The organism is Veillonella parvula (assembly GCF_024461875.1).
In the GTDB taxonomy this organism is placed as follows: Bacteria; Bacillota; Negativicutes; order Veillonellales; family Veillonellaceae; genus Veillonella; species Veillonella parvula_I.
Window position 1 is genome coordinate 51367 of record NZ_JANGAL010000001.1, and the last position, 19836, is coordinate 71202.

General features: G+C 38.8%; 20 protein-coding genes and 1 tRNA gene. 18 read left to right on the forward strand and 3 right to left on the reverse strand.

Going from position 1 to position 19836, the window contains the following annotated elements:
* Window positions 1-51: 51 nt before the first annotated feature.
* On the forward strand, window positions 52-1695 hold the full coding sequence (locus NE668_RS00215) for a vWA domain-containing protein (RefSeq protein ID WP_227037133.1): 1644 nt from the start codon (window positions 52-54) through the stop codon (window positions 1693-1695).
* A gap of 105 nt (window positions 1696-1800) precedes the next feature.
* Here the strand turns inward: NE668_RS00215 and NE668_RS00220 are convergent, their stop codons facing one another.
* Window positions 1801-2478 (reverse strand): metal-dependent hydrolase, encoded by a 678-nt coding sequence (locus tag NE668_RS00220; RefSeq protein WP_004696654.1) that lies wholly within the window; start codon window positions 2476-2478, stop codon window positions 1801-1803.
* Between the two features lie 108 nt (window positions 2479-2586).
* Here NE668_RS00220 and moaC point away from each other — a divergent pair, with 108 nt between their 5' ends.
* The 10 genes from moaC (at window position 2587) to NE668_RS00270 (ending at window position 12189) form a co-directional block, all read left to right on the forward strand.
* Entirely contained in the window at window positions 2587-3099 is a 513-nt protein-coding gene (gene moaC, locus NE668_RS00225) for a cyclic pyranopterin monophosphate synthase MoaC (RefSeq protein ID WP_264467085.1), read from the forward strand.
* Between the two features lie 28 nt (window positions 3100-3127).
* Window positions 3128-3613, forward strand: a complete 486-nt coding sequence (gene trmL / locus NE668_RS00230) for a tRNA (uridine(34)/cytosine(34)/5-carboxymethylaminomethyluridine(34)-2'-O)-methyltransferase TrmL (protein ID WP_004696651.1) — start codon at window positions 3128-3130, stop codon at window positions 3611-3613.
* Window positions 3614-3718: 105 nt separating this feature from the next.
* A complete protein-coding gene (locus NE668_RS00235) occupies window positions 3719-4084 on the forward strand; it encodes a YlbF/YmcA family competence regulator (protein WP_227037132.1) in 366 nt (121 codons plus the stop codon).
* The gene (gene murB, locus NE668_RS00240; protein WP_227037131.1) at window positions 4059-4988 is read left to right on the forward strand and encodes a UDP-N-acetylmuramate dehydrogenase; all 930 of its coding nucleotides are present in this window, start codon (window positions 4059-4061) and stop codon (window positions 4986-4988) included. The genes NE668_RS00235 and murB overlap by 26 nt, the downstream gene beginning before the upstream one ends.
* 138 nt (window positions 4989-5126) lie before the next feature.
* Window positions 5127-6074, forward strand: a complete 948-nt coding sequence (locus NE668_RS00245) for an epoxyqueuosine reductase (protein WP_227037130.1) — start codon at window positions 5127-5129, stop codon at window positions 6072-6074.
* A gap of 197 nt (window positions 6075-6271) precedes the next feature.
* The gene (gene typA, locus NE668_RS00250) at window positions 6272-8083 is read left to right on the forward strand and encodes a translational GTPase TypA (RefSeq protein ID WP_227037129.1); all 1812 of its coding nucleotides are present in this window, start codon (window positions 6272-6274) and stop codon (window positions 8081-8083) included.
* Window positions 8084-8349: 266 nt separating this feature from the next.
* Entirely contained in the window at window positions 8350-9069 is a 720-nt protein-coding gene (locus tag NE668_RS00255) for a DUF4198 domain-containing protein (RefSeq protein ID WP_227037128.1), read from the forward strand.
* Window positions 9070-9215: 146 nt separating this feature from the next.
* The gene (locus NE668_RS00260) at window positions 9216-11459 is read left to right on the forward strand and encodes an autotransporter family protein (protein ID WP_227037127.1); all 2244 of its coding nucleotides are present in this window, start codon (window positions 9216-9218) and stop codon (window positions 11457-11459) included.
* A gap of 67 nt (window positions 11460-11526) precedes the next feature.
* Window positions 11527-11985 carry a low molecular weight protein-tyrosine-phosphatase gene (locus tag NE668_RS00265; protein ID WP_227037126.1) on the forward strand — a complete coding sequence of 153 codons (459 nt, stop codon included), beginning with the start codon at window positions 11527-11529 and terminating at the stop codon, window positions 11983-11985.
* 129 nt (window positions 11986-12114) lie between these two features.
* Window positions 12115-12189, forward strand: a tRNA-Arg gene (locus tag NE668_RS00270).
* Window positions 12190-12304: 115 nt separating this feature from the next.
* Here the strand turns inward: NE668_RS00270 and NE668_RS00275 are convergent.
* On the reverse strand, window positions 12305-12721 hold the full coding sequence (locus NE668_RS00275) for a hypothetical protein (RefSeq protein ID WP_227037125.1): 417 nt from the start codon (window positions 12719-12721) through the stop codon (window positions 12305-12307).
* 418 nt (window positions 12722-13139) lie between these two features.
* Between NE668_RS00275 and NE668_RS00280 the strand changes: the two genes are divergently transcribed.
* Genes NE668_RS00280 through NE668_RS00290 form a run of 3 tightly spaced genes read left to right on the forward strand, consistent with a single transcriptional unit; the run spans window position 13140 to window position 14802 of the window.
* Window positions 13140-13955 carry a class I SAM-dependent methyltransferase gene (locus tag NE668_RS00280; protein WP_024061734.1) on the forward strand — a complete coding sequence of 272 codons (816 nt, stop codon included), beginning with the start codon at window positions 13140-13142 and terminating at the stop codon, window positions 13953-13955.
* A 9-nt stretch (window positions 13956-13964) separates the two neighbouring features.
* Window positions 13965-14312: a nitrous oxide-stimulated promoter family protein gene (locus NE668_RS00285; RefSeq protein WP_004696632.1), complete on the forward strand. Its 348-nt coding sequence runs from the start codon at window positions 13965-13967 to the stop codon at window positions 14310-14312.
* Window positions 14302-14802, forward strand: coding sequence for a folate family ECF transporter S component (locus NE668_RS00290; protein WP_004696629.1), 501 nt, complete (start codon window positions 14302-14304; stop codon window positions 14800-14802). Before NE668_RS00285 ends, NE668_RS00290 begins: the two co-directional genes overlap by 11 nt.
* Window positions 14803-14879: 77 nt before the next feature.
* Here NE668_RS00290 and NE668_RS00295 read toward each other — a convergent pair whose 3' ends face one another.
* Window positions 14880-15158 (reverse strand): hypothetical protein, encoded by a 279-nt coding sequence (locus NE668_RS00295; protein WP_004696628.1) that lies wholly within the window; start codon window positions 15156-15158, stop codon window positions 14880-14882.
* Between the two features lie 192 nt (window positions 15159-15350).
* On the opposite strand from NE668_RS00295, the gene ilvB reads away from it, so the two are divergent.
* The 4 genes from ilvB (at window position 15351) to NE668_RS00315 (ending at window position 19703) form a co-directional block, all read left to right on the forward strand.
* A complete protein-coding gene (gene ilvB / locus NE668_RS00300) occupies window positions 15351-17078 on the forward strand; it encodes a biosynthetic-type acetolactate synthase large subunit (RefSeq protein WP_004698611.1) in 1728 nt (575 codons plus the stop codon).
* Between the two features lie 8 nt (window positions 17079-17086).
* A complete protein-coding gene (gene ilvN / locus NE668_RS00305; protein ID WP_004698541.1) occupies window positions 17087-17599 on the forward strand; it encodes an acetolactate synthase small subunit in 513 nt (170 codons plus the stop codon).
* 184 nt (window positions 17600-17783) lie between these two features.
* Window positions 17784-18374 carry a beta-class carbonic anhydrase gene (locus NE668_RS00310; RefSeq protein ID WP_120055482.1) on the forward strand — a complete coding sequence of 197 codons (591 nt, stop codon included), beginning with the start codon at window positions 17784-17786 and terminating at the stop codon, window positions 18372-18374.
* Between the two features lie 6 nt (window positions 18375-18380).
* The gene (locus NE668_RS00315; protein ID WP_227037124.1) at window positions 18381-19703 is read left to right on the forward strand and encodes a purple acid phosphatase family protein; all 1323 of its coding nucleotides are present in this window, start codon (window positions 18381-18383) and stop codon (window positions 19701-19703) included.
* The last annotated feature ends 133 nt before the right edge of the window (window positions 19704-19836 follow it).

Consider the following 19836-nt stretch of genomic DNA (forward strand, 5'->3'; position numbering starts at 1 on the left):
TGGCATATGACATATATTAAATTTGTTTTCTAAAGAAAAGGAGGTGTAAATATGCAACGAAACTTAGATAAGGACGATATACGTGATGCGTCGGATTTACTGACTCATATCGATGGCTGGGAAAAAACGGGTTCTTATGATGCGGAGGCTATCGAGGCTCTTGATCGATGGCATGCGAAACGAGAGCGCATACATCGCGAAGCAGAGGCTTTGTATACGCAAATATACGCATCCTATGAGGCCTATGTAGATAGCTATGAAGAACAACATCATAGCATGGCGCCTGAACGCATAGCGGCCGATCTTATGAACCATAATATGTCGGATAGCCATATAGGTACTATCGGTCGTGCTCTTGAAGACGTACAAGTGGAGGGGACAGACCTTTCCGTTATGCAGCAAGCGATAATGACACCTGCCTATGAGCAACGGTTGTGGAACATATTACATGATGTAAACAGTCTGCTCCTTGAAGAGGACCAATTCTTTGGTTACTTTTACTTACAAATGACTCATCGCATTCGCTTTGATATGGCCAGTGCTTTTGGTATTAATCTTAAACAGGGCGGATATGTATTATATGTAAATCCCTTTATCTTGTTACGCCAATCACCTGATGTCATGAAGGATGGTATTAAGCGTGAAGTTCTTCATATCATTTCTGCTCATTTGATGCGGGTAAAAGCGCTGAGCCAAGGCTTTCACAAAACAGCAGTCCATATGGCTATGGACATGGTCGTAAATGATTACCTTGAACATGTGGATCGTGATGCGGTAACGGTGGCCAATGTAAATACGCGCTTTGGTTTGTTATTAAAGCGTTTCCGTACCATTGAATACTATGCGAAGGCTATTGATAAGGTCATGAAAGAAAAACCAGACCTTTTTGTGCCTATCGATAACACAGATACAGCGGTTGCTATGGAGTTTGACCCTCAAACCAGCCATGATATTTGGGATGAATCCGATTCTATTGATACAGATACGATGGACCAAATCACGGAGCGCTATATCAACGAAGCCTCAAAGGGTGATATGGAAGGCTATGTGAAAAGCCTTATCGATACATTTCAAAAAACACGCCGCGCCTTGCCTTGGTATTTCTACCTTAAAAAGCTAATGGGCAAGGTAGCGAGTGGATACAAAAAAACGACGATGCGTCGTAATCGTCGCCAACCTGAGCGTTTGGAATTATCTGGTACATTACGTCAACATAAGGCAAATGTATGGGTAGCTCTCGACATGAGCGGTAGTATAACTGATGTGGAGTTTACAAATGCTTTAGAGCAAGTGCTACAAATCGTGCATGCTTATAACCATCGTATTACTGTTGTAGAATGTGATAATGAAGTACGCCGCACCTATACGATGAAATCTGTAAAAGATGTAAAACCTCGCCTCAATGTGCGTGGTGCTACAGCCTTTACCCCTGTATTCTCTATGGCTAATCAAAACCGTGTAGATTTACTTGTATACTTTACAGATGGCAAAGGGGAAGAGCGACTCCGAGAGGCTCCAAGAGGCTATAAGGTGCTGTGGGTATTGACCGGTGAGAATCCACAATTATCTTTGCATAACCCGTACGGCATGGTTCGTGAACTCGGTTATGTAGGGATTGATGAGACTCAGGATATTGATGAGTTTGTACGCATGGCTAACCGTGGTGGCTTTTCTATGGCTAATCAAGAGATTTAGTTTATTAGGTCCCAAGTTTTTTATAGGTCTGATCTTGAACCAAGACGGTATACAAAAAAGACGCAATCCAGTGGATTGCGTCTTTTTTAGGTCTGTGGATTATTATTAGCTGTTAAGCTCAATAGAGGAACCTGGATCGATAATGAGTGCTGTTTGGTTATACTTACCTTCTACAAGGCTTGTAAATACACCTGGTTCGCGGTCGATAACGGGCCATGTTTTGTAGTGAATTGGAATGGAAATACGTGCTTTTACATAAGAAGCAGCAAGGGCTGCATCTTCAACCCCCATTGTGTAATTATCACCGATAGGAAGAAGGGCGTAATCGATTTCACCAAAGCGATTTAATAATTTCATATCGCTAAAGAGTGCTGTATCACCAGCGAAGTATAGGATATCTCCATAGAAATCTACGATACAACCTGCAGCGTGACCGCCAGGGATGCCAGAGCCGTGGAAGGCAGGAACCATTCGAACAGAACCGAATTCAAAGTCGAACTTACCACCTAAATGCATGGCGTGTGTACGGCAACCGGCAGCAGCTGCTTTACCCGCTACCTCAGCAGTAGAGATAACGAGGGCGTCATTTGCTTTGGCAATAAAATCTGTGTCTCCATAGTGATCATCATGGCCATGACTGACAAAGATATATTGGCATTTAATATCTTCTTTTTTAGCGATATCCCATGTATTACCGGTCAAGAATGGGTCGAAAATCATGGATACATCGCCACGTGTGAGCATAAAGCAAGCGTGACCAAAATAAGTTAGTTTTGTTTTCATAGGAACACTTCCTTCCTTGTACATACAATTCTTAATTCTATTGTATAATATAATAAATGAAAATAAAACTATTGGTGATAATTTATACATAACTAGTAAGGATATATTATGGATTTAACACATTTTGATCAAGATGGTAATGCTTGGATGGTAGATGTATCAGATAAGGATATTACAACTCGTACTGCCGTGGCAGTAGGTTTTATTGCTATTAATGATGCCATTTATGAGCGCATCGAGGCGGGAACAATAAAAAAAGGGGATGTTCTTAGTGTTGCTCAATTGGCAGCTATTATGGGGGCGAAACAGACGAGTAATCTAATTCCACTTTGTCATCCATTGGCATTAACTAAGGTAGAGGTGCATTGTACTCTTGTTGATGGTGAAAGTCCAGCCTGTACGGATGCTACACATAATAGAGCTGTTAAAGTTCATGCTACTGTAAAAACGACAGGAAAGACAGGTGTTGAAATGGAGGCACTTACGGCGGTTCAAGTAGGACTTTTAACAGTCTACGATATGTGTAAAGCTATTGATAAGGGGATGATTATAGGCCCTACATATCTTGTAGAAAAAGAAGGTGGGAAAAGTGGACATTTTGTCCGTTCCTTTGTAGAATAATATAGATATAAAGAATAGGGGATTGAAAATGGAAATAGTACTTTATGAGCCTGAAATTCCAGGTAATACAGGAAATATAGCGCGTTTATGCGCCGCCAATCATATGACCTTACATCTCATCAAACCCCTTGGCTTTTCTATTGATGACAAGCATGTAAAACGGGCTGGCCTTGATTACTGGCACTTGGTAGATGTACAGGTACATGAAAATATTCAAGAATTATATGAGAAATATCCTGATCGTAGATATTTCTACGCCACTACCAAGGCAAAGCATACTCATTCCGAGGTGAAATATGAAATCGGTGATATGCTCGTTTTTGGGCCTGAAACAAGAGGGTTGCCTGAAAGTTTATTAGATGGTAAAGAGGATACATGCATTCGTATACCCATGGTAGATGAAGCACGTTCTCTGAACTTATCTAATGCGGTGGCAATTATAGCTTATGAAGGTATGCGTCAACTTGACTACCCAGATCTTAAGGCTGAAGGCAATTGGATTCAATCTAAATAAATAGACTTTCATAATTGAGAAATATATTATACGTATGTGTTAGAAGATCTACCAAATCTATATGACAGGTAGCGATTTTAACGGTGTTGTTTGGAGGAGGATATTATGAACTACGATAAAGCTCATGATTTAGCTCACGCAATGCGTGAATCTGAAGAGTACAAAGAGTTAATGGCTGCTCAGGAAGCAGTGAAAGCAGATGCAGTAGCAACGGGTTTGGTTCGCACATTTATGGCTCAACAAATGCAATGGGAATATGCTAAGTTGTCCGGTGCTCCAGAAGCGGATGAGTTGCAAAAGAAACAAGAGGAATTGATGCCTCAAATTCAAGAAAATGCTGCAGCGTCTGCTTATTTGCAAGCGCAAATGCGTTGGAGCCAGATTTCTAATGATATTTATAAAATCATTAGCGAACCAATCACTGAGGGGATGAAAGTGTTAGATCATGGCGAACAACAACCAAAACATTAAGGTATTACAAACAGCTTTATTAGAAAAATTACCAAATACACGTGTACGAGAGCAGGAGCTTCTTTGTCATCATACGACATTCAAAATTGGAGGACCTGCGGACTTATTTATTGAACCTACTACGATGGCAGAACTTAGTTTTACACTTCGTACCATTCACGAATTAGATGTGCCTGTAACTATTATTGGTTGTGGATCTAATATTTTAGTGAAAGACGGAGGTATCCGTGGTGCTGTCGTATCAGTTCGACATATGACCCAAATCATGGATTGTAACGAAAACACATTGTGCATTGGTTCCGGGTATATGTTAAAGGATGCTTCTGAATTTGCTTGGGAGAATAGTTTATCTGGTCTTGAATTTGCCATTGGTATTCCAGGCACACTTGGTGGTGCCGTATTTATGAATGCAGGTGCTTATGATGGGGAAATGAGCCATGTAGTTACTGCAGTGAGAGCCGTAGATTTCCAAGGAAATATTAAAGAGTATGATGCATCTCACTTGGACTTTGCTTATCGTCATAGTGTATTCCACGATAATCATGAAGTTATTGGGGAAGTCATTATGACACTCAAACCAGGCGACAAGGATGCCATCAAGGCACGTATGGATGAGTTAACAGAAAAACGTGAATCAAAGCAACCTTTGGAATATGCCAGTGCAGGTTCAACCTTTAAGCGCCCACCAGGGTACTTTGCAGGTACATTGATTGAACAAACAGGCCTAAAAGGTTTGTCTGTAGGTGATGCGCAAGTATCTCATAAGCATGCTGGCTTCGTAATTAATATAGGTAGTGCAAGTGCGAAGGATGTACTTGACCTGATTAGTGAGGTACAACGTCGTGTGTATGATCAACATGGTGTACATCTCGAACCAGAAGTACGCATGATTGGTGAAGATTAATACAAATTAAATACTAATATAAGATTTCTTATGTAATGTTACTCTTTTAAGGATGACGGATTCATAAGAAATCTTTTTTTATAGTTTTTAAAAGAGTATGATAGGTTCATAGTTAGTTCATATTTTGGAGGCGATGATATGAATACTTTGTTGGCCCAGGAGATTTATGATAAAGCGCTAGCGTGTGGGTATGACAGTTGTGGTATAGTGCCTCTTGATGCACTTGATTTTTATAAAGAACGGTTGATAAAGCGTTTAGAAGATGTACCTGAAAGTAAAGAGGTATATGCGCATAGTAAAGATTTTTTAGCATTAAAAGAAAAGTATCCTTGGGCACAATCCATAGTGGTTTGTACTGAATATTTTGATGATTATAAGTTTCCTGTATCTCTTCGAAACCGATATGCAAAAGGGTTGTTATTATCTTTGTCAAATATTCCTCACAGTGATGAGTTTAAACGACGGCAATCTTTTGAAGTCTGGCTTGGTGAAAATAGAATACGATATATTGGCGGTGAAACGGCGAAACCTGCCGGAATTATTCCTTTGCGGCCCGCTTCGGTAGCAGCTGGTTTAGGCATTTATCGAAAAAATAATTTTTTTTATGGACCTAAAGGTTCTAGCTATGAACTGGTAGGCTATTTAATTGATGAGTCCTGTGAGTATATTCAACAGTTAGAGATACCATCATGTCCGGATTCTTGTAATTTATGTCAGCAAGGGTGTAGGACAAAATCCTTATCTGCACCGTTTACTATGAATCCGTTAACCTGTGTATCTTTTATTAATACATTCGGTGACGGTAAATTGCCGGATAGCGTTACGGAGGATATGTTAGAGGCGTGGATATTAGGCTGTGATAACTGCCAGGATGCATGTCCTTTTAATGCAGATCATGACTGGAGTATTGGGCTGGATTATCCCGGACTTGATGAATTAGAGCCGTTGCTACAGCCAGAATATATTTTGAAAGCCTCTGATGAGGAGATTATAAAAAAGCTGATTCCTAAATTCTGTTTCCATTTAACAGATAAACAAATTCCGTTGTTGCGTAAATCTGCTAAGCGGGCGATAGCGCGTAAATAGGTTTTTGTCCTAAGATGAGTCAAAAGTATAATCGAATGTTGAAATTGCCATGATTAGAATAGGTGTACTATTTTGACTTTTTTCTATAGACTGCGTTATAATTAACTGTTGCCATTTTTGGAAAATATACCTACATAGCTACTTTCACAGAGGCTATGTGATATAGAATATACTGAAAGAATTAAAGGGAGGATCTTATGATTCGCGAAAATCTTCGTAATGTAGCGATTATCGCCCACGTTGACCATGGTAAAACTACTTTGGTGGACGCATTATTAAAACAAAGCCATGTGTTCCGTGAGAATGAAAAGGTAGCAGAACGCGTAATGGACTCAAACGATTTGGAACGTGAACGCGGTATTACTATTTTGTCTAAAAACACTGCTGTTATGCATGATGGTATCAAAATTAACATCGTTGATACTCCAGGCCATGCTGACTTCGGCGGCGAAGTGGAACGCGTACTTAACATGGTTGACGGCGTATTGCTTCTCGTAGATGCTTACGAAGGTCCAATGCCTCAAACTAAATACGTTTTGCGTAAAGCATTAGAGCAAAAATTGAAACCAATCGTAGTTATCAATAAAATCGACCGTCCTGACCAACGTGTTAAAGAGGTTGAGGATGAAGTCCTTGAATTGTTTATGGAACTTGAAGCTGACGATGATCAACTCGATTTCCCTGTAGTTTACGCATCTGCCCGTTCCGGTGTTTCCAAAACCAATTGGGATGACGAAGCTGTAAATATGGAACCGTTATTCAAGACATTGATCGACGAAATTCCTGCACCACAAGGTGATATGGAAGGCCCTCTTCAATTCATGGTAACTACACTTGATTACGATAACTTCATCGGTAAAATCGCCGTAGGTCGTATCGTACGTGGTAAAATGAAAACTAACCAACAGGTTGCCATCATGAACGGTGAAAGCACTCGTAAAGCGAAAATCGGTCGCGTATATACATATAATGGTTTGAACCGTGTTGAAACTGACGAAGCTGAAATGGGTGATATCATCGCCTTTGCAGGTATCGATGATATCAATATCGGTGAAACAGTAGCGGATGCTGAAAATCCTGAAGCATTGCCATCCATTTCCATCGACGAACCGACATTGTCCATGGTGTTCTCCGTAAATAACTCTCCATTCGCAGGCCACGAAGGTGAATTTGTTACATCCCGTCACTTGCGTGATCGTTTGTTCCGCGAAGTAGAAACTAACGTATCCATGAAAGTGGAAGAAACTGATTCTGCAGATGCGTTCAAAGTATCCGGCCGTGGCGAATTGCATTTGGCTGTATTGATTGAAACTATGCGTCGTGAAGGCTATGAATTACAAGTGGGAAAACCTCGTGTAATTTTCAGAACTATTAACGATCAATTGTGTGAACCGCTCGAAGCGTTGACCATCGATGTACCTCAGGAGTTTATGGGGACTGTAATGGAAAATCTTGGTCAACGTAAAGCTGAGTTGACTAACATGGTTGAATTGGCCGGTTATCTTCGCATGGAATTCGTAGTTCCGGCTCGTGGCTTGATCGGTTTCCGTGCACAATTCTTAACAGCTACAAAAGGTAATGGTATCATGAACCATGTATTCCATGGCTATGCACCATATAAAGGTGAAATCCCTTCCCGTACACGCGGTGCTTTGGTAGCATTCGAAAATGGTGAAACCACACCATATGGTTTGAACTCCGTTCAAGATCGTGGTACATTGTTCGTTGGTCCTAACCAAGACGTGTATGCAGGCCAAGTTATCGGTGAAAATACACGTGAACTTGATATGGATGTTAACCCATGTAAGAAAAAACATGTTACCAACATGCGTTCCAGTTCCTCTGATGAAGCGGTACGCTTGACTCCACCTCGTATCTTCTCTTTGGAACAAGCTCTTGAGTGGATCAACGATGATGAACTTGTTGAAGTAACACCTGAAAGCATTCGTATGCGTAAAACAATTCTTGATCGTAACGCACGTGCGAAAGCAGCGAAGAATAAAAAATAATATCTCATGCGGATATAATGGCGTTCCTTAAGGAGCGCCTTTTTTATCTAATCTATAAGTATTTATCTAACATATTCTTACAAGTCATATATTCATGAAAATAGGTGATAATTTTATCATTTATGATTATTGGGTATAGAAATAAGTTAATATACTAAATACGCATAATAACTTGCTAATAGGGGTATTGGTATATACGAAATATTTGTAACGCTGTATAATAATAACAAGTTTGTTGAAATAAGTTATTGATTATGGAGGTTCTTATGAATAAGAAAATCTTAGCTTCTTTATTTGCAGTAGGTTTAGCTGCAGGTTGTGTGTGCTCTTCCGTTGATGCGCATGGCGTATTCTTTGCTAACCGCTTAGATGAAAAAGCGCTAGTACTTGGCGAAGGCCCTGTTGATGATGCGTATAGCCCAGAAATGGTAAAAAGCATCATTGGTTTAGATAACAATGGCATGGTAATTCCTGTACAAGTTATTAAACATGAAAAAAATGTAGTAGTTGTACCAAATGATAAATTGGGTATTACAGTAACTGACTTTGACTATGGTTATTGGACAAAAGACAAAGATGGCAAAACTGTTCATAAACCAATCTCTGAAGTACCTGGTGCTCAAAAAAGTACACATGCCATTAAATATGATGTTCACTACTGGAATGCAGAAGCAAAACCTTTCAATAATAAAGATGCTTTCATTCAAATCATTCCATCTGTTAACCCATTAACTCTTAGAAAAGGTGATACATATGAAATTCAAGTCTTGAAAGAAGGCAAACCATATGCAAATGCACCTTTAATCAAAGACGTAATTAACGATCTTACTAACGAAAGCAAAGCTGATGAAAACGGTAAAGCAACTGTTGCAGTAAGCGCTAATGGTCTTAACGTAGTAGGCGTTGAAGTGGGCTTCCCAACTCAAACTAAAGGTGAGCAAAATAAATACTTCAGTGCATTGTCCTTCATCATCAATCCTGAATAATATAGGATATAACTATTTACTAAGTGTGTGAAATAAAAAAGACCTCCTAAGTTGGACTTAGGGGGTCTTTTTATATTTTTAGGGTGTACGTATAAATGCGTTCTGTGAGAGCCTCGTATTAAGCGAGGTAAGAAAGAGAGATTTTTATGAAATTACAACGAAATGTATCGGCTGTGATGGCTGCGTTGGTATTAACTGGAATGACCTGCTCTGCATTTGCTACAGAAATTAATGCCACAAGTGATAAAGCGGAGGAATTGCTTGGCTTAACAATGGGGTCACCTGTACAAACACAACCGGAAGTTAAGCATATAGAGGATACCTTGACGGTTAATGTGCATGGTAAAAGCTTAACAGATACAGGTAAAACTAAAAATGTATCAGGTATTTATAATGGATTTGGATCACAATTGACGGTGGATAAAGATTTGATTGTACGTCTTAAGAATGATGCACCAGCCTCAAAAAGGGAACTCGGTCATTACTATATGAGCGCTGTGTATGCTGGTTACGGCGGTAAAGTGCCAAGACTCAGCAAGGACAATCCTAATAGAGATTATGGAGATACTAATATTCATGTCAAAGGTAATGTGGATATTGATGCTATCGGCGTTGGATTACAAGCTAATCAACGTGGACACATTATCGTTGATGGTGGTGGACGTATCATCACGCATCCTTTAGAAACCTCTGATACATACTCTGTGGTGGCAGAAGAGGGCGATGTATATGTTAATACTGGTTCTGATGGTAAACATCCAGGTTCTAAGGACCTAGTTGCTATTGGGAATGTAGGGTTAATTAATAAGGATTATGGTCGTGATCCAAATCATAACGAAACGCCAACAAATATAGGGTTAGCTTTTACAACACCTAATTCTAAACTTACGGGTGCTGTACTAAATGAATATGCTGAAAGCAATAAGAACCCTCATAATTCTGGTGCTGACATTTACTTACAAAATGGAGGAACTTGGAATAATGAATGGATTGGTATGGAGCGTCCTACCCCTAAAAGAGAACGTCCATCTGGGGATAATGCAGCATATCTATATAAGGGCAGTAAGGTTCGCAATCTCATAGGCGGTGCAAATCCAGCGGCAGCAGGTATACTTCATCCTATCGATGCACGTCCTATTACAATTCAAAATTATAGCGGCTATGTGAATGCTGTTTACAAGTCCGGCGTACCAGCAAGTGAAATAGGGAAAGGTCAAATTGTTGTTGAGCATGCTGCAGATAATAGCCATATTACGGTACAAGGTGATGGCGCCAACTTAACAGATGATGCCAGTTACCGTAAAGAAATACAAACCTTAGCCGATAAATTACAATATACAGGGAAAGACAAGAAACTGAGTGCAACCGTGCAAATTAACGAAGGTATTACGAGTCCAGGTGCTGTTGCAGAGCTTGGTGCAAATCATTTTGATGCACAGGGGCGCCTTGTTGTGGGAGATACGACAAAGATTAATCGTGCTAGTGAATCATCACTCGTAAGTGGCACAAAATCTGCTCTTACATCGACTGCTATGGCATGGAAGAGTAATACCAATGATTTACAACGCCGTTTAGGAGATCTTCGTTTAGCTAATACAAACCAAGGTGTATGGGCGAAATATATAGGCGGTAAATCTAAAATTACAGACGGTGCTGATGCACATATGACGTATAATGGTGTACAAGTCGGCTACGATCATAAGGCTTCTAATGGTTGGATTTTGGGAGGTGCCATTGATTACAGTACATCCAGTAATTCTTATACTAATGGCAGTGGTGATGGTAAACTTGGTGGCATTGCCTTGTACGGCACAAAACAACATGACGATGGTCGTTATTTAGATATTATCGCTCGTGGTAATCGTTTATCCAATAATTACAACCTTTATACTGTAGGTGGACAGCGGGTAAATGGCAAGTATCATACGTATGGTACATCATTGAGTGCTGAATACGGTAAACGCATCAAGAAACAAAATGGTTTCTATATCGATCCTAGTGTAGAATTTATTGTAGGCCGTTTGAATGGTGTATCTTATGATGCTTCTGTTGTCGGTGGTGGTTCTATGCATGTGAAAGCTGATGCCGTAAACTCTACTGTAGGTAGACTTGGTATTGGCATTGGGAAAGAAACAGAAAAATCCAATATCTTCGCTAAATTAGCGCTAGTGCATGAGTTCTCTGGTAAGGCAAATACAACATATTCCGCACCGGGTAATCCAACAGTACAAACAACAGTAGATTTGAAGGATACTTGGCTTGATGCTGAGATTGGCGGATCTTGGAATGTTCGTCCTAGTACATATCTATATGGTACACTCACTAAAAACTTTGGTGCTACTATAGAAAATACATGGCGCATTGATGCTGGGATACGGCATAATTTTTAATTAAATATTGCTTTAATGGTCCTTATAGCGTATGCTGTAAGGACCATTAGTATGTAAGGAGTTAATTATGACTAAGATTTTATTCATTTGCCACGGCAATATTTGCCGCTCTACGATGGCAGAGTTTTATATGAAGCATATCGTTAATAAGGCAGGTTTAAATGATTCTATTTATATCGAGTCTGCTGGTACATCTTGTGAGGAGATAGGCAACGATATTCATTATGGGACTAAGCAGAAGCTAGATGAAATGGGTATTCCTTATACGCGTTGTAAGGCTCGTCAAGTAACGGTTGATGACTATCATAATTTCGACTATCTTATTATCATGGATGAAAATAATGGGCGGAATTTAAAACGTATCATTGGCAATGATATAGACTCTAAAGTGTATAAGGCCATGTCGTTTGTCGGTGAAAGTAGTGATGTAAAGGATCCTTGGTATACGGGAAACTTTGACGAAACCTATGACGATATAAGTCGGAGCTGTGATGCTTTACTAGAATTGATTAAGGCAAGAATATAATAGAGATAGCCCTTATAGTTAGCTAACAAGATGCTTAACTATAGGGGCTTTTCTATATGAACCTAGCGTTTGTATATACTTTATACTACCGAACCATAGCGTTATATGGTATAATTTTTAGGTATTCATGCGCCTATAGCTCAGGGGATAGAGCGCCGGTCTCCGGAACCGGGTGCGCAGGTTCGAATCCTGCTAGGCGCACCAAATAAAAGGCTTCTCGATTTCGAGAAGCCTTTTTGTATGTCTATAATTAGTCTATAGGACAGAGAATTATATATTTGTATATCATAATTTAGCGTACTTTATTGTTCTAACTTTACTATCTATATTTATTACACTGAATTCCTCTAGATCTAAATTCATTCATGAGTATATTTATTGATTTATCAATGATTTCTTCATTTGTTATATATACCATCTTTTTGTAATAGACCGTACCATCAAATTCTATCCAACGACTTGTCTTACCATTTAGTTTGCAAATCTTCATTCTGCCTGCCCAGCTTCCCATACTGCGGAATTTTTTGCCCTTAGAGAAGCGTACTTCTCGAATATCTTTTAATTTATAGGTTCTTTTCATTAATCCAATGCCTATAGATACTTGATCATCGTTAAAATAAAGCAGTTTATAACGTTCTTCCGGAGGCATGGATCTAATTATAGATAGGTTATACGTAGCAAATGTCACTGCGATAGCGACTAATACAAACATTAGGATTATCATATATTTTCCCATACTTTTAAGTCCTCCTTTTCTTTATTATAATAAATATAAGTAATATATGAAATAATGTATATAGTCAACTTTAAAGTGTTATTTGTATGCATTAATGGGAAAGAAATAAATGGTGATACATGTATGAACTACATAGAGATATATAACAACATGAGTTGAGTTGCTGATAAGCTGTCGATATAGAGTTTTATATTTAATAATATCGAAATAACATAATAAATGTGATTTGGGTAACACATTTTGTTTTGAGAATGATGTACAATAAGAATAGCTATATGGAAATCTGAACATCCTAGCCGGAACACTAGGACATATAGGGGAGCGTTAAATTACATAGTGAATTTAACTAAGTGAAAATTACTTATATATGTATCTATGGCTCATCCGTTTGGGGATGCAGCTATTTAGAGGGGATAATATGACAAATAAAATACAGGAGCTTACCGTCAACGAAACTTGGCGTGATGAGCAAGACGCATGGAACCATCGTTCCGAGTACTTTGTAGAAATGCACAATCGCGAGGATCGCAAGGCACAGGTCACTGATTTTTTAGCCTTCTTAAAGGATGAAAATTTATTACCTTCATCGAATGGTCGTACACTTGATGTAGGCTGTGGTGTTTGTGACTACGCACTTGGGTTAGCTCGGGAAGGCTATAAGGCGACTGGTATCGATTTATCTGATGGTATGATTCGTGGTGCTAAACAATTAGCAGAGTCAGAAGGTTTAGATCTTAGCTTATATATCGGACCTTGGTCTGATGAAACTCGTCGAGAACTAGGTTGGGATAAAAGCTTTGACTTGGCATACAGTATCTTCTGCCCGATTATGTTTGATGTAGAAAATATTCGCGCCATGCATGATGCAAGTAATGATAAATGCTTGTGGATTGCTTTCAGTGAACGGAGCGACGAAATGGTAGATATGTTATCTGAACATTTCTTTGGACGTGATTCTTTCCCATGGGATGGCAAGATGAAAGAATGTTTAGATGCAATTCATGAGATGGGGCATAATGTAAAAGTAATTTATAAAACGGTTCCTGAAACAGAGGTTATGTCTCTTGAAAAGGCAGTTAATTATTTTACCATGCGACTTCATAATAATGGATGGGGAGACATGGAAGACATGAAAGAAGAGATTAGAAATCTCATTGAGCCACTAGCTATTGATGGAGAAATCCATAATAAGACTGTTGATAAGGTGGCTTGGGTTTCATGGTCTGTGAAATAGGAGAGAAACATGACAGTTGATGAGAAACGTAAGTTAGAACTAAAAACTATGTACCAGATTATTGGCATCTATTGTCATAATAAGCACCACACTCCTAAAGGACAACTCTGTGAGGAGTGTCAAAAAGTTTGGCAATATGCTGAACATCGTATAGATGTATGTCCTCATATGGAAAGCAAGACCTTCTGCAGCGTATGTAAAACGCATTGCTATGCGCCTACGTATCGTGAAAAAATACGTGAAATCATGCGCTATGGTGGACCTAGAATGTTATTTATATCACCAATTCAAGTTATTCGCCATATGTATTTAGAGTGGAAGGATAGAAAAAGGAGTCGTACTTCTTATGAAAACTGATATGATTGTAAAGACAGGAATGTTTGTAGCATTGACGGTTTTACTATCTTATATATTTGCTATTCATACTACATTTATACATATTACCTTTGGATTTTTATCAACCGCTATATTTGGTATTCTTTATGGGCCTATGGCAGCAGGTATAATGGCTGCTATTGCCTGTTTTATAGGTATGTCTTTATTTGGACAAGGGGTATTCTTTCCCGGCTTTATCATATCTGAATTTCTTGTAGGCTATGTGTATGGGTATTTTTTACACGGACGTAATGTTACATTTAAACAATTACTTTTACCGGAGACGATTGTTACTGTATGTATACATCTGATATTAAATACAATATGGCTCACAATATTTTATAACAAAGCAGTATCTGCTATATTTATTGGACGTCTTATTAAAAATATCATTTGTTTCCCTTTAGAAATTGCATTGATTTTAATTGTGTATAAAGCAGTCAGTAAGTTTATGGTACAAAAAAAGCCATAATCTTACAGTATACTAAAATGCACCCCTAACATTAGATTATATGTTAGGGGTGCATTATTATTTGTAAATATAGCGTTTTACGCGAGTGCTTTGTCCAATACAGTTTTGATTAAAGATTTTGTTTGGGCATAGCTTTCACCAGGTTGTGCCTCGTATTGTTTGTCGAGGTCGAACCATAAGTTCGGATAGTATTCATATGGGTGAGTTTTGAAGAGCTCATGAGCATCTTGATCTTCAACCCAGTTGATATGAATATCTGCGTATGCAGGATTTTCTGCAACGAGTTCATCGATAGCACGGAATGCATTAGCGCAATAAGGGCAACCGTTTAAATGGAAACCTAATATTTCTTTCATGATATTCAGTCCTTTCAAAATAGAATCTACATATATTTCTATAATTTGAGATTTTATACATATTCATGTACCACAACATATGGTACACTACTGAGTATAACATATCTATATAAGATATTCAATTTTTTAGATATATCAGATGTGAATATTGAGAATTCGATATGCATGCATTATATAAATAAGGAGATACCTATGATTTCAGGCGCACAGTATCTGGTAAAAGCCCTTCAAGAGGAGCAGGTAGAGTTTTTATTTAACTATCCTGGGGCGGCTACTATTGATATCATGGATGAATTATATAAGCAAGATAAGGTAAAAGTGATTTTGCCGCGTCATGAGCAAGCATTGGCCCATGCGGCAGATGGATATGCTCGTAGTACCGGTAAAGTAGGGGTTTGTATGGTAACCTCTGGACCTGGTGCTACAAATCTTGTGACTGGTATTGCTACTGCTTATTCTGATAGTGTTCCTCTCGTTTGTATTACAGGTCAAGTTGACTTGGGTCTGATGGGCAATGATGCGTTCCAAGAAGTAGATACTGTTGGCATTGTACGCAATATCTGTAAATATGCTGTTACCGTTCGTGATCGTAAAGAGCTTGGTCGTATTTTGAAAGAAGCCTTTTATATTGCTCGCACAGGTCGACCAGGTCCTGTGGTTGTGGATATTCCTAAAAATATTCAAAAGGCTATGGGCTCTGATGAGTATCCTACTGAGGTTAATATTCGCGGTTACAAACCAAATACCACTGTTCACGTAGGTCAAGTTAAAAAGGCCTGTTCTATTATTAGTAAAGCTAAAAGGCCTCTATTCCTATTAGGCGGTGGGGTAAGCATTAGTGGTGCTAACGACCTTATGATGGAGTTGGTTAAAAAAACAGGGATTCCTGTAGTAACAACATTGATGGGGAAAGGTGCTATTGATAGCCGTCATCCATTGTATCTTGGTAATGTAGGGATTCATGGTGGCTATGCGCCTAATGTAGCCATAACTGATTGTGACGTGATGATTTCTATTGGTACGCGCTTTAATGATCGTATTACTGGTAAACTAAGTACCTTTGCACAAAATTGTAAGATTATCCATATTGATGTAGATGCGGCGTCTATTTCTAAAAATATTAAGGTTGATATTCCAATCGTAGCAGATGCTAAATTGGCTATAGAAAAAATCTTAGAATATATTGAACCTCACGATCTTGGCGACTGGCCAAAACAATTACAGCAACTTAAGGCAGAGCGCCCTGTCACTCAAGCTGACGAAGAGGGGTTAACACCTCAAACTGTTATCGAGTACATCAATCATCATTATGAACATCCTATCGTTACAACCGATGTGGGTCAAAATCAATTGTGGACTACCCAGTTCCTTGATGTGAAAGGTCAATATCAAATGTTGACGTCTGGTGGCTTAGGGACTATGGGCTATGGTTTCCCTGCTGCATTAGGGGCGCAAATGGGAAATCCAGATAAGCGTGTATTTGCCATCTGTGGTGATGGTGGCGTGCAAATGAATATCCAAGAGTTTGCCACTGCTATGCACTACCGTTTGCCTGTGACGCTAATTATTTTAAATAATGGTTTCCTCGGAAATGTACGCCAATGGCAACAATTATTCTACGATAAACGTTACGCTTGTACGAACTTGATGATGGATGAAAGTGCCATTGTTACGCGAGACATAATCGACAATGATGAGTTTGAATATGTACCCGATTTTGTGAAATTGGCAGAAGCTTATGGCGCAAAGGCAATGCGTATTACAAAGGTAGAGGACATCGAAAAAGGATTCCAATTGGCGGATACTTTCAAAGATGGCCCTACATTACTTGAGTTTATCATTCCAACAGAACTCAATGTGTTGCCAATGGTACCAGCAGGTAAGTCTTTAAGTGATATGTTGTTGAAGGATAAAAAATAGGAGGCGCTATGGAAGTACATATGAAAAAACGCTGTATTTCAGCGTATGTAGAAAACCAAATCGGTGTACTAGCTAAGATTTCAGGCCTCTTCGCAGGCAAAAATTATAATCTTGATACATTGACTGTAGGGGAAACTGAAGATTCTACCATGTCTCGTATGACGATTGATCTTACTTGTGACGATTTGACATATGAACAAATCATTAAACAGCTTAATCGCAGTGTAGAGGTGATTAAGGTTATCGACTTTACGGACATGCGAATTACGAAAAAAGAATTACTATTTATCAAGGTCAATAGCTGTAAAGAAGCGGATAAACAAGAAATCTTCCGCATTGCCCAAACCTTTGATCTATTAGTTGTGGATTATAATCGTAAATCTGTACTAGTACAATGTGTAAAGACCGTATCTAAAAATAATGACATGATTGCCTTATTTAAAGATATGTTCGTCAATCGTATTGAAGTTGTACGCGGTGGTAGCGTAGCTATCGAAGCATTATCTACACCTGATAGATAAGGTGTGTACTCTAGCACTTTAAAAGCGATTTAGGTCTATTCAAATATATAATACATGTATTTGAATAGACCTATTTTTTGTGGCTTAAAGCGTGTACAACTTAATATGATATAATATGTATATCGAGCATTATTGATATAGAGACCTTGGTTGTATGCCAAAGTCATTTTATATAGGAGGTACTATGAGCTTATTAGATGATATTTTAGCCCATAATCGAGAATATGTAGAAGATCAAAATACAGGTTATGTAGATACAGATACAAAGTGTAGTAAAATGCCTAGTCGTGAAATGGCAATTGTTACATGTATGGATACACGTCTTGTTAACTTCTTAGAAGATTCCATGGATATTGGGCGCGGTGAAGCGAAAATCGTAAAGACTGCAGGTAACTGTATTACAGGTCCCTTTGATGGCGTTGTACGTAGTTTACTTGTTTGTATTTATGAGCTAGGCGTTAACGAAATCTTTATCATTGGTCATCACGAATGTGGTATGGCAAAAACTACGGCAAAAGATCTAACAGAAAAAATGTTGGCTCGTGGTATTGCACCAGAAGCGATTCATATGATCCGTAAAGAAATGGAACGCTGGGCTGATGGCTTTACACATCCTGCTGAAAATGTAGAGGATACAGTAGACGAATTGCGTATGAATCCTTTGATTCCTAAAGATGTGCCTATTCACGGTCTTATCTTCCATCCTAGAACGGGTGAAATCGAAGTCATCGTTAATGGCTATACACAAATGAAACAATATTACGAAAAGAATTAGAATTATATGAACAAAAAAAGATTAATTATATCCGTGCTAGCCATTATTTCCTTGGTCTGTGTTACTATAGGTGGATATGTCCATAAGGATGCTATACAGAGTTGTATAGCTAGAACAGCGGCTGTGGTGAGTGGCCAAGAGATAAAACCACTACTCGATTCTGAAAGTCGTTATATTCGGCAAATTGTAGCTCAAGATAACAGCACGAGTCGTACTATTATGTGGCAATCAGATAGCAGTGAAGCTGATGCGGTAATAGAGTATCGTCTTGTTGGATCTGATACGACTCAAACGATAAAAGCTACAGACAAAGCTTTTACCGATGATGGCAGTACCACCTATATTCATGAGGGTACAGTAACTGGTTTGACGCCTAATACTAAATACGAATATCGCGTTGGTTATGGCAATGATCGTCGCAGTGATTGGTATTCATTGGAAACTGCAGGCGCTAAAGAATATGATGTCCTCATCTATCCAGATTCTCAGTCGGGGGATTATTCTCAGTGGGAAGAGATTGTAATGAACTCAGCACATCGTAACCCTAGGATCGCCTTGTATATTAGCATGGGTGACCTTGTAGATAATGGAGAGCAGGCCTATCAATGGCGCACTTGGTTAAATTCCATTAGACCGTTGAGTGCTAATGTGCCGTTAGCAACGACATTAGGCAATCACGAGATGTATACATTAGATTGGAAAATGCGCGAGCCTTATGCGTATTTGAATTACTTCGCAGTACCGCCTAATGGGAATGAAATTTTTAATCGTCGTTATTATTCCTATGACTTCGGTGATGTTCATTACGTTGTATTAGATACAATGTTATATGAAAGCAATCATGAGGATAATCATGATACGCATCATCCTGATTTATACGATGTACAGGTTCAATGGTTACGCCAAGATCTTGCAGCTAATACGAAAAAATGGACTGTCGTTCTTATGCATAGAGATTCATTCCAATATGCCTTTGACCGACCAGGTGCAAGTCGAGATGTTGGTTTCGATGACGAGGGTGTATTATTTATGCCTATCTTCGATGAATTTAATGTGGACTTAGTCTTATCTGCTCATTTACATACATATCGCAACCGCGGTCATGTGCGAAACTTTGATCGAGACCCATCTGGTCCATTATATATTCTTACAGGAATAGCTGGTGATGCACGACGTCCTAAGTGGAAGCAACATCCTCTAGATGTATATGTAGCACCTCAGCCTGAAACGAATAATTATATGTCTATGACAGTGACACCGAATAAGCTGATTGTAAAATCATTTTTACCTGACGGCACTCAGCTTGACGAATCAGTCATTGAAAAATAAGAAAAGACACCTTCTTTGGAAGGTGTCTTTTTTGTCTATTTTCTCTAATCAAAGGTAGCAAGAATCTATGAGTAAAATTGATTTACAATATAACAAATAAAAATACAGTGAATTTGTATAAATACTTGCTAAT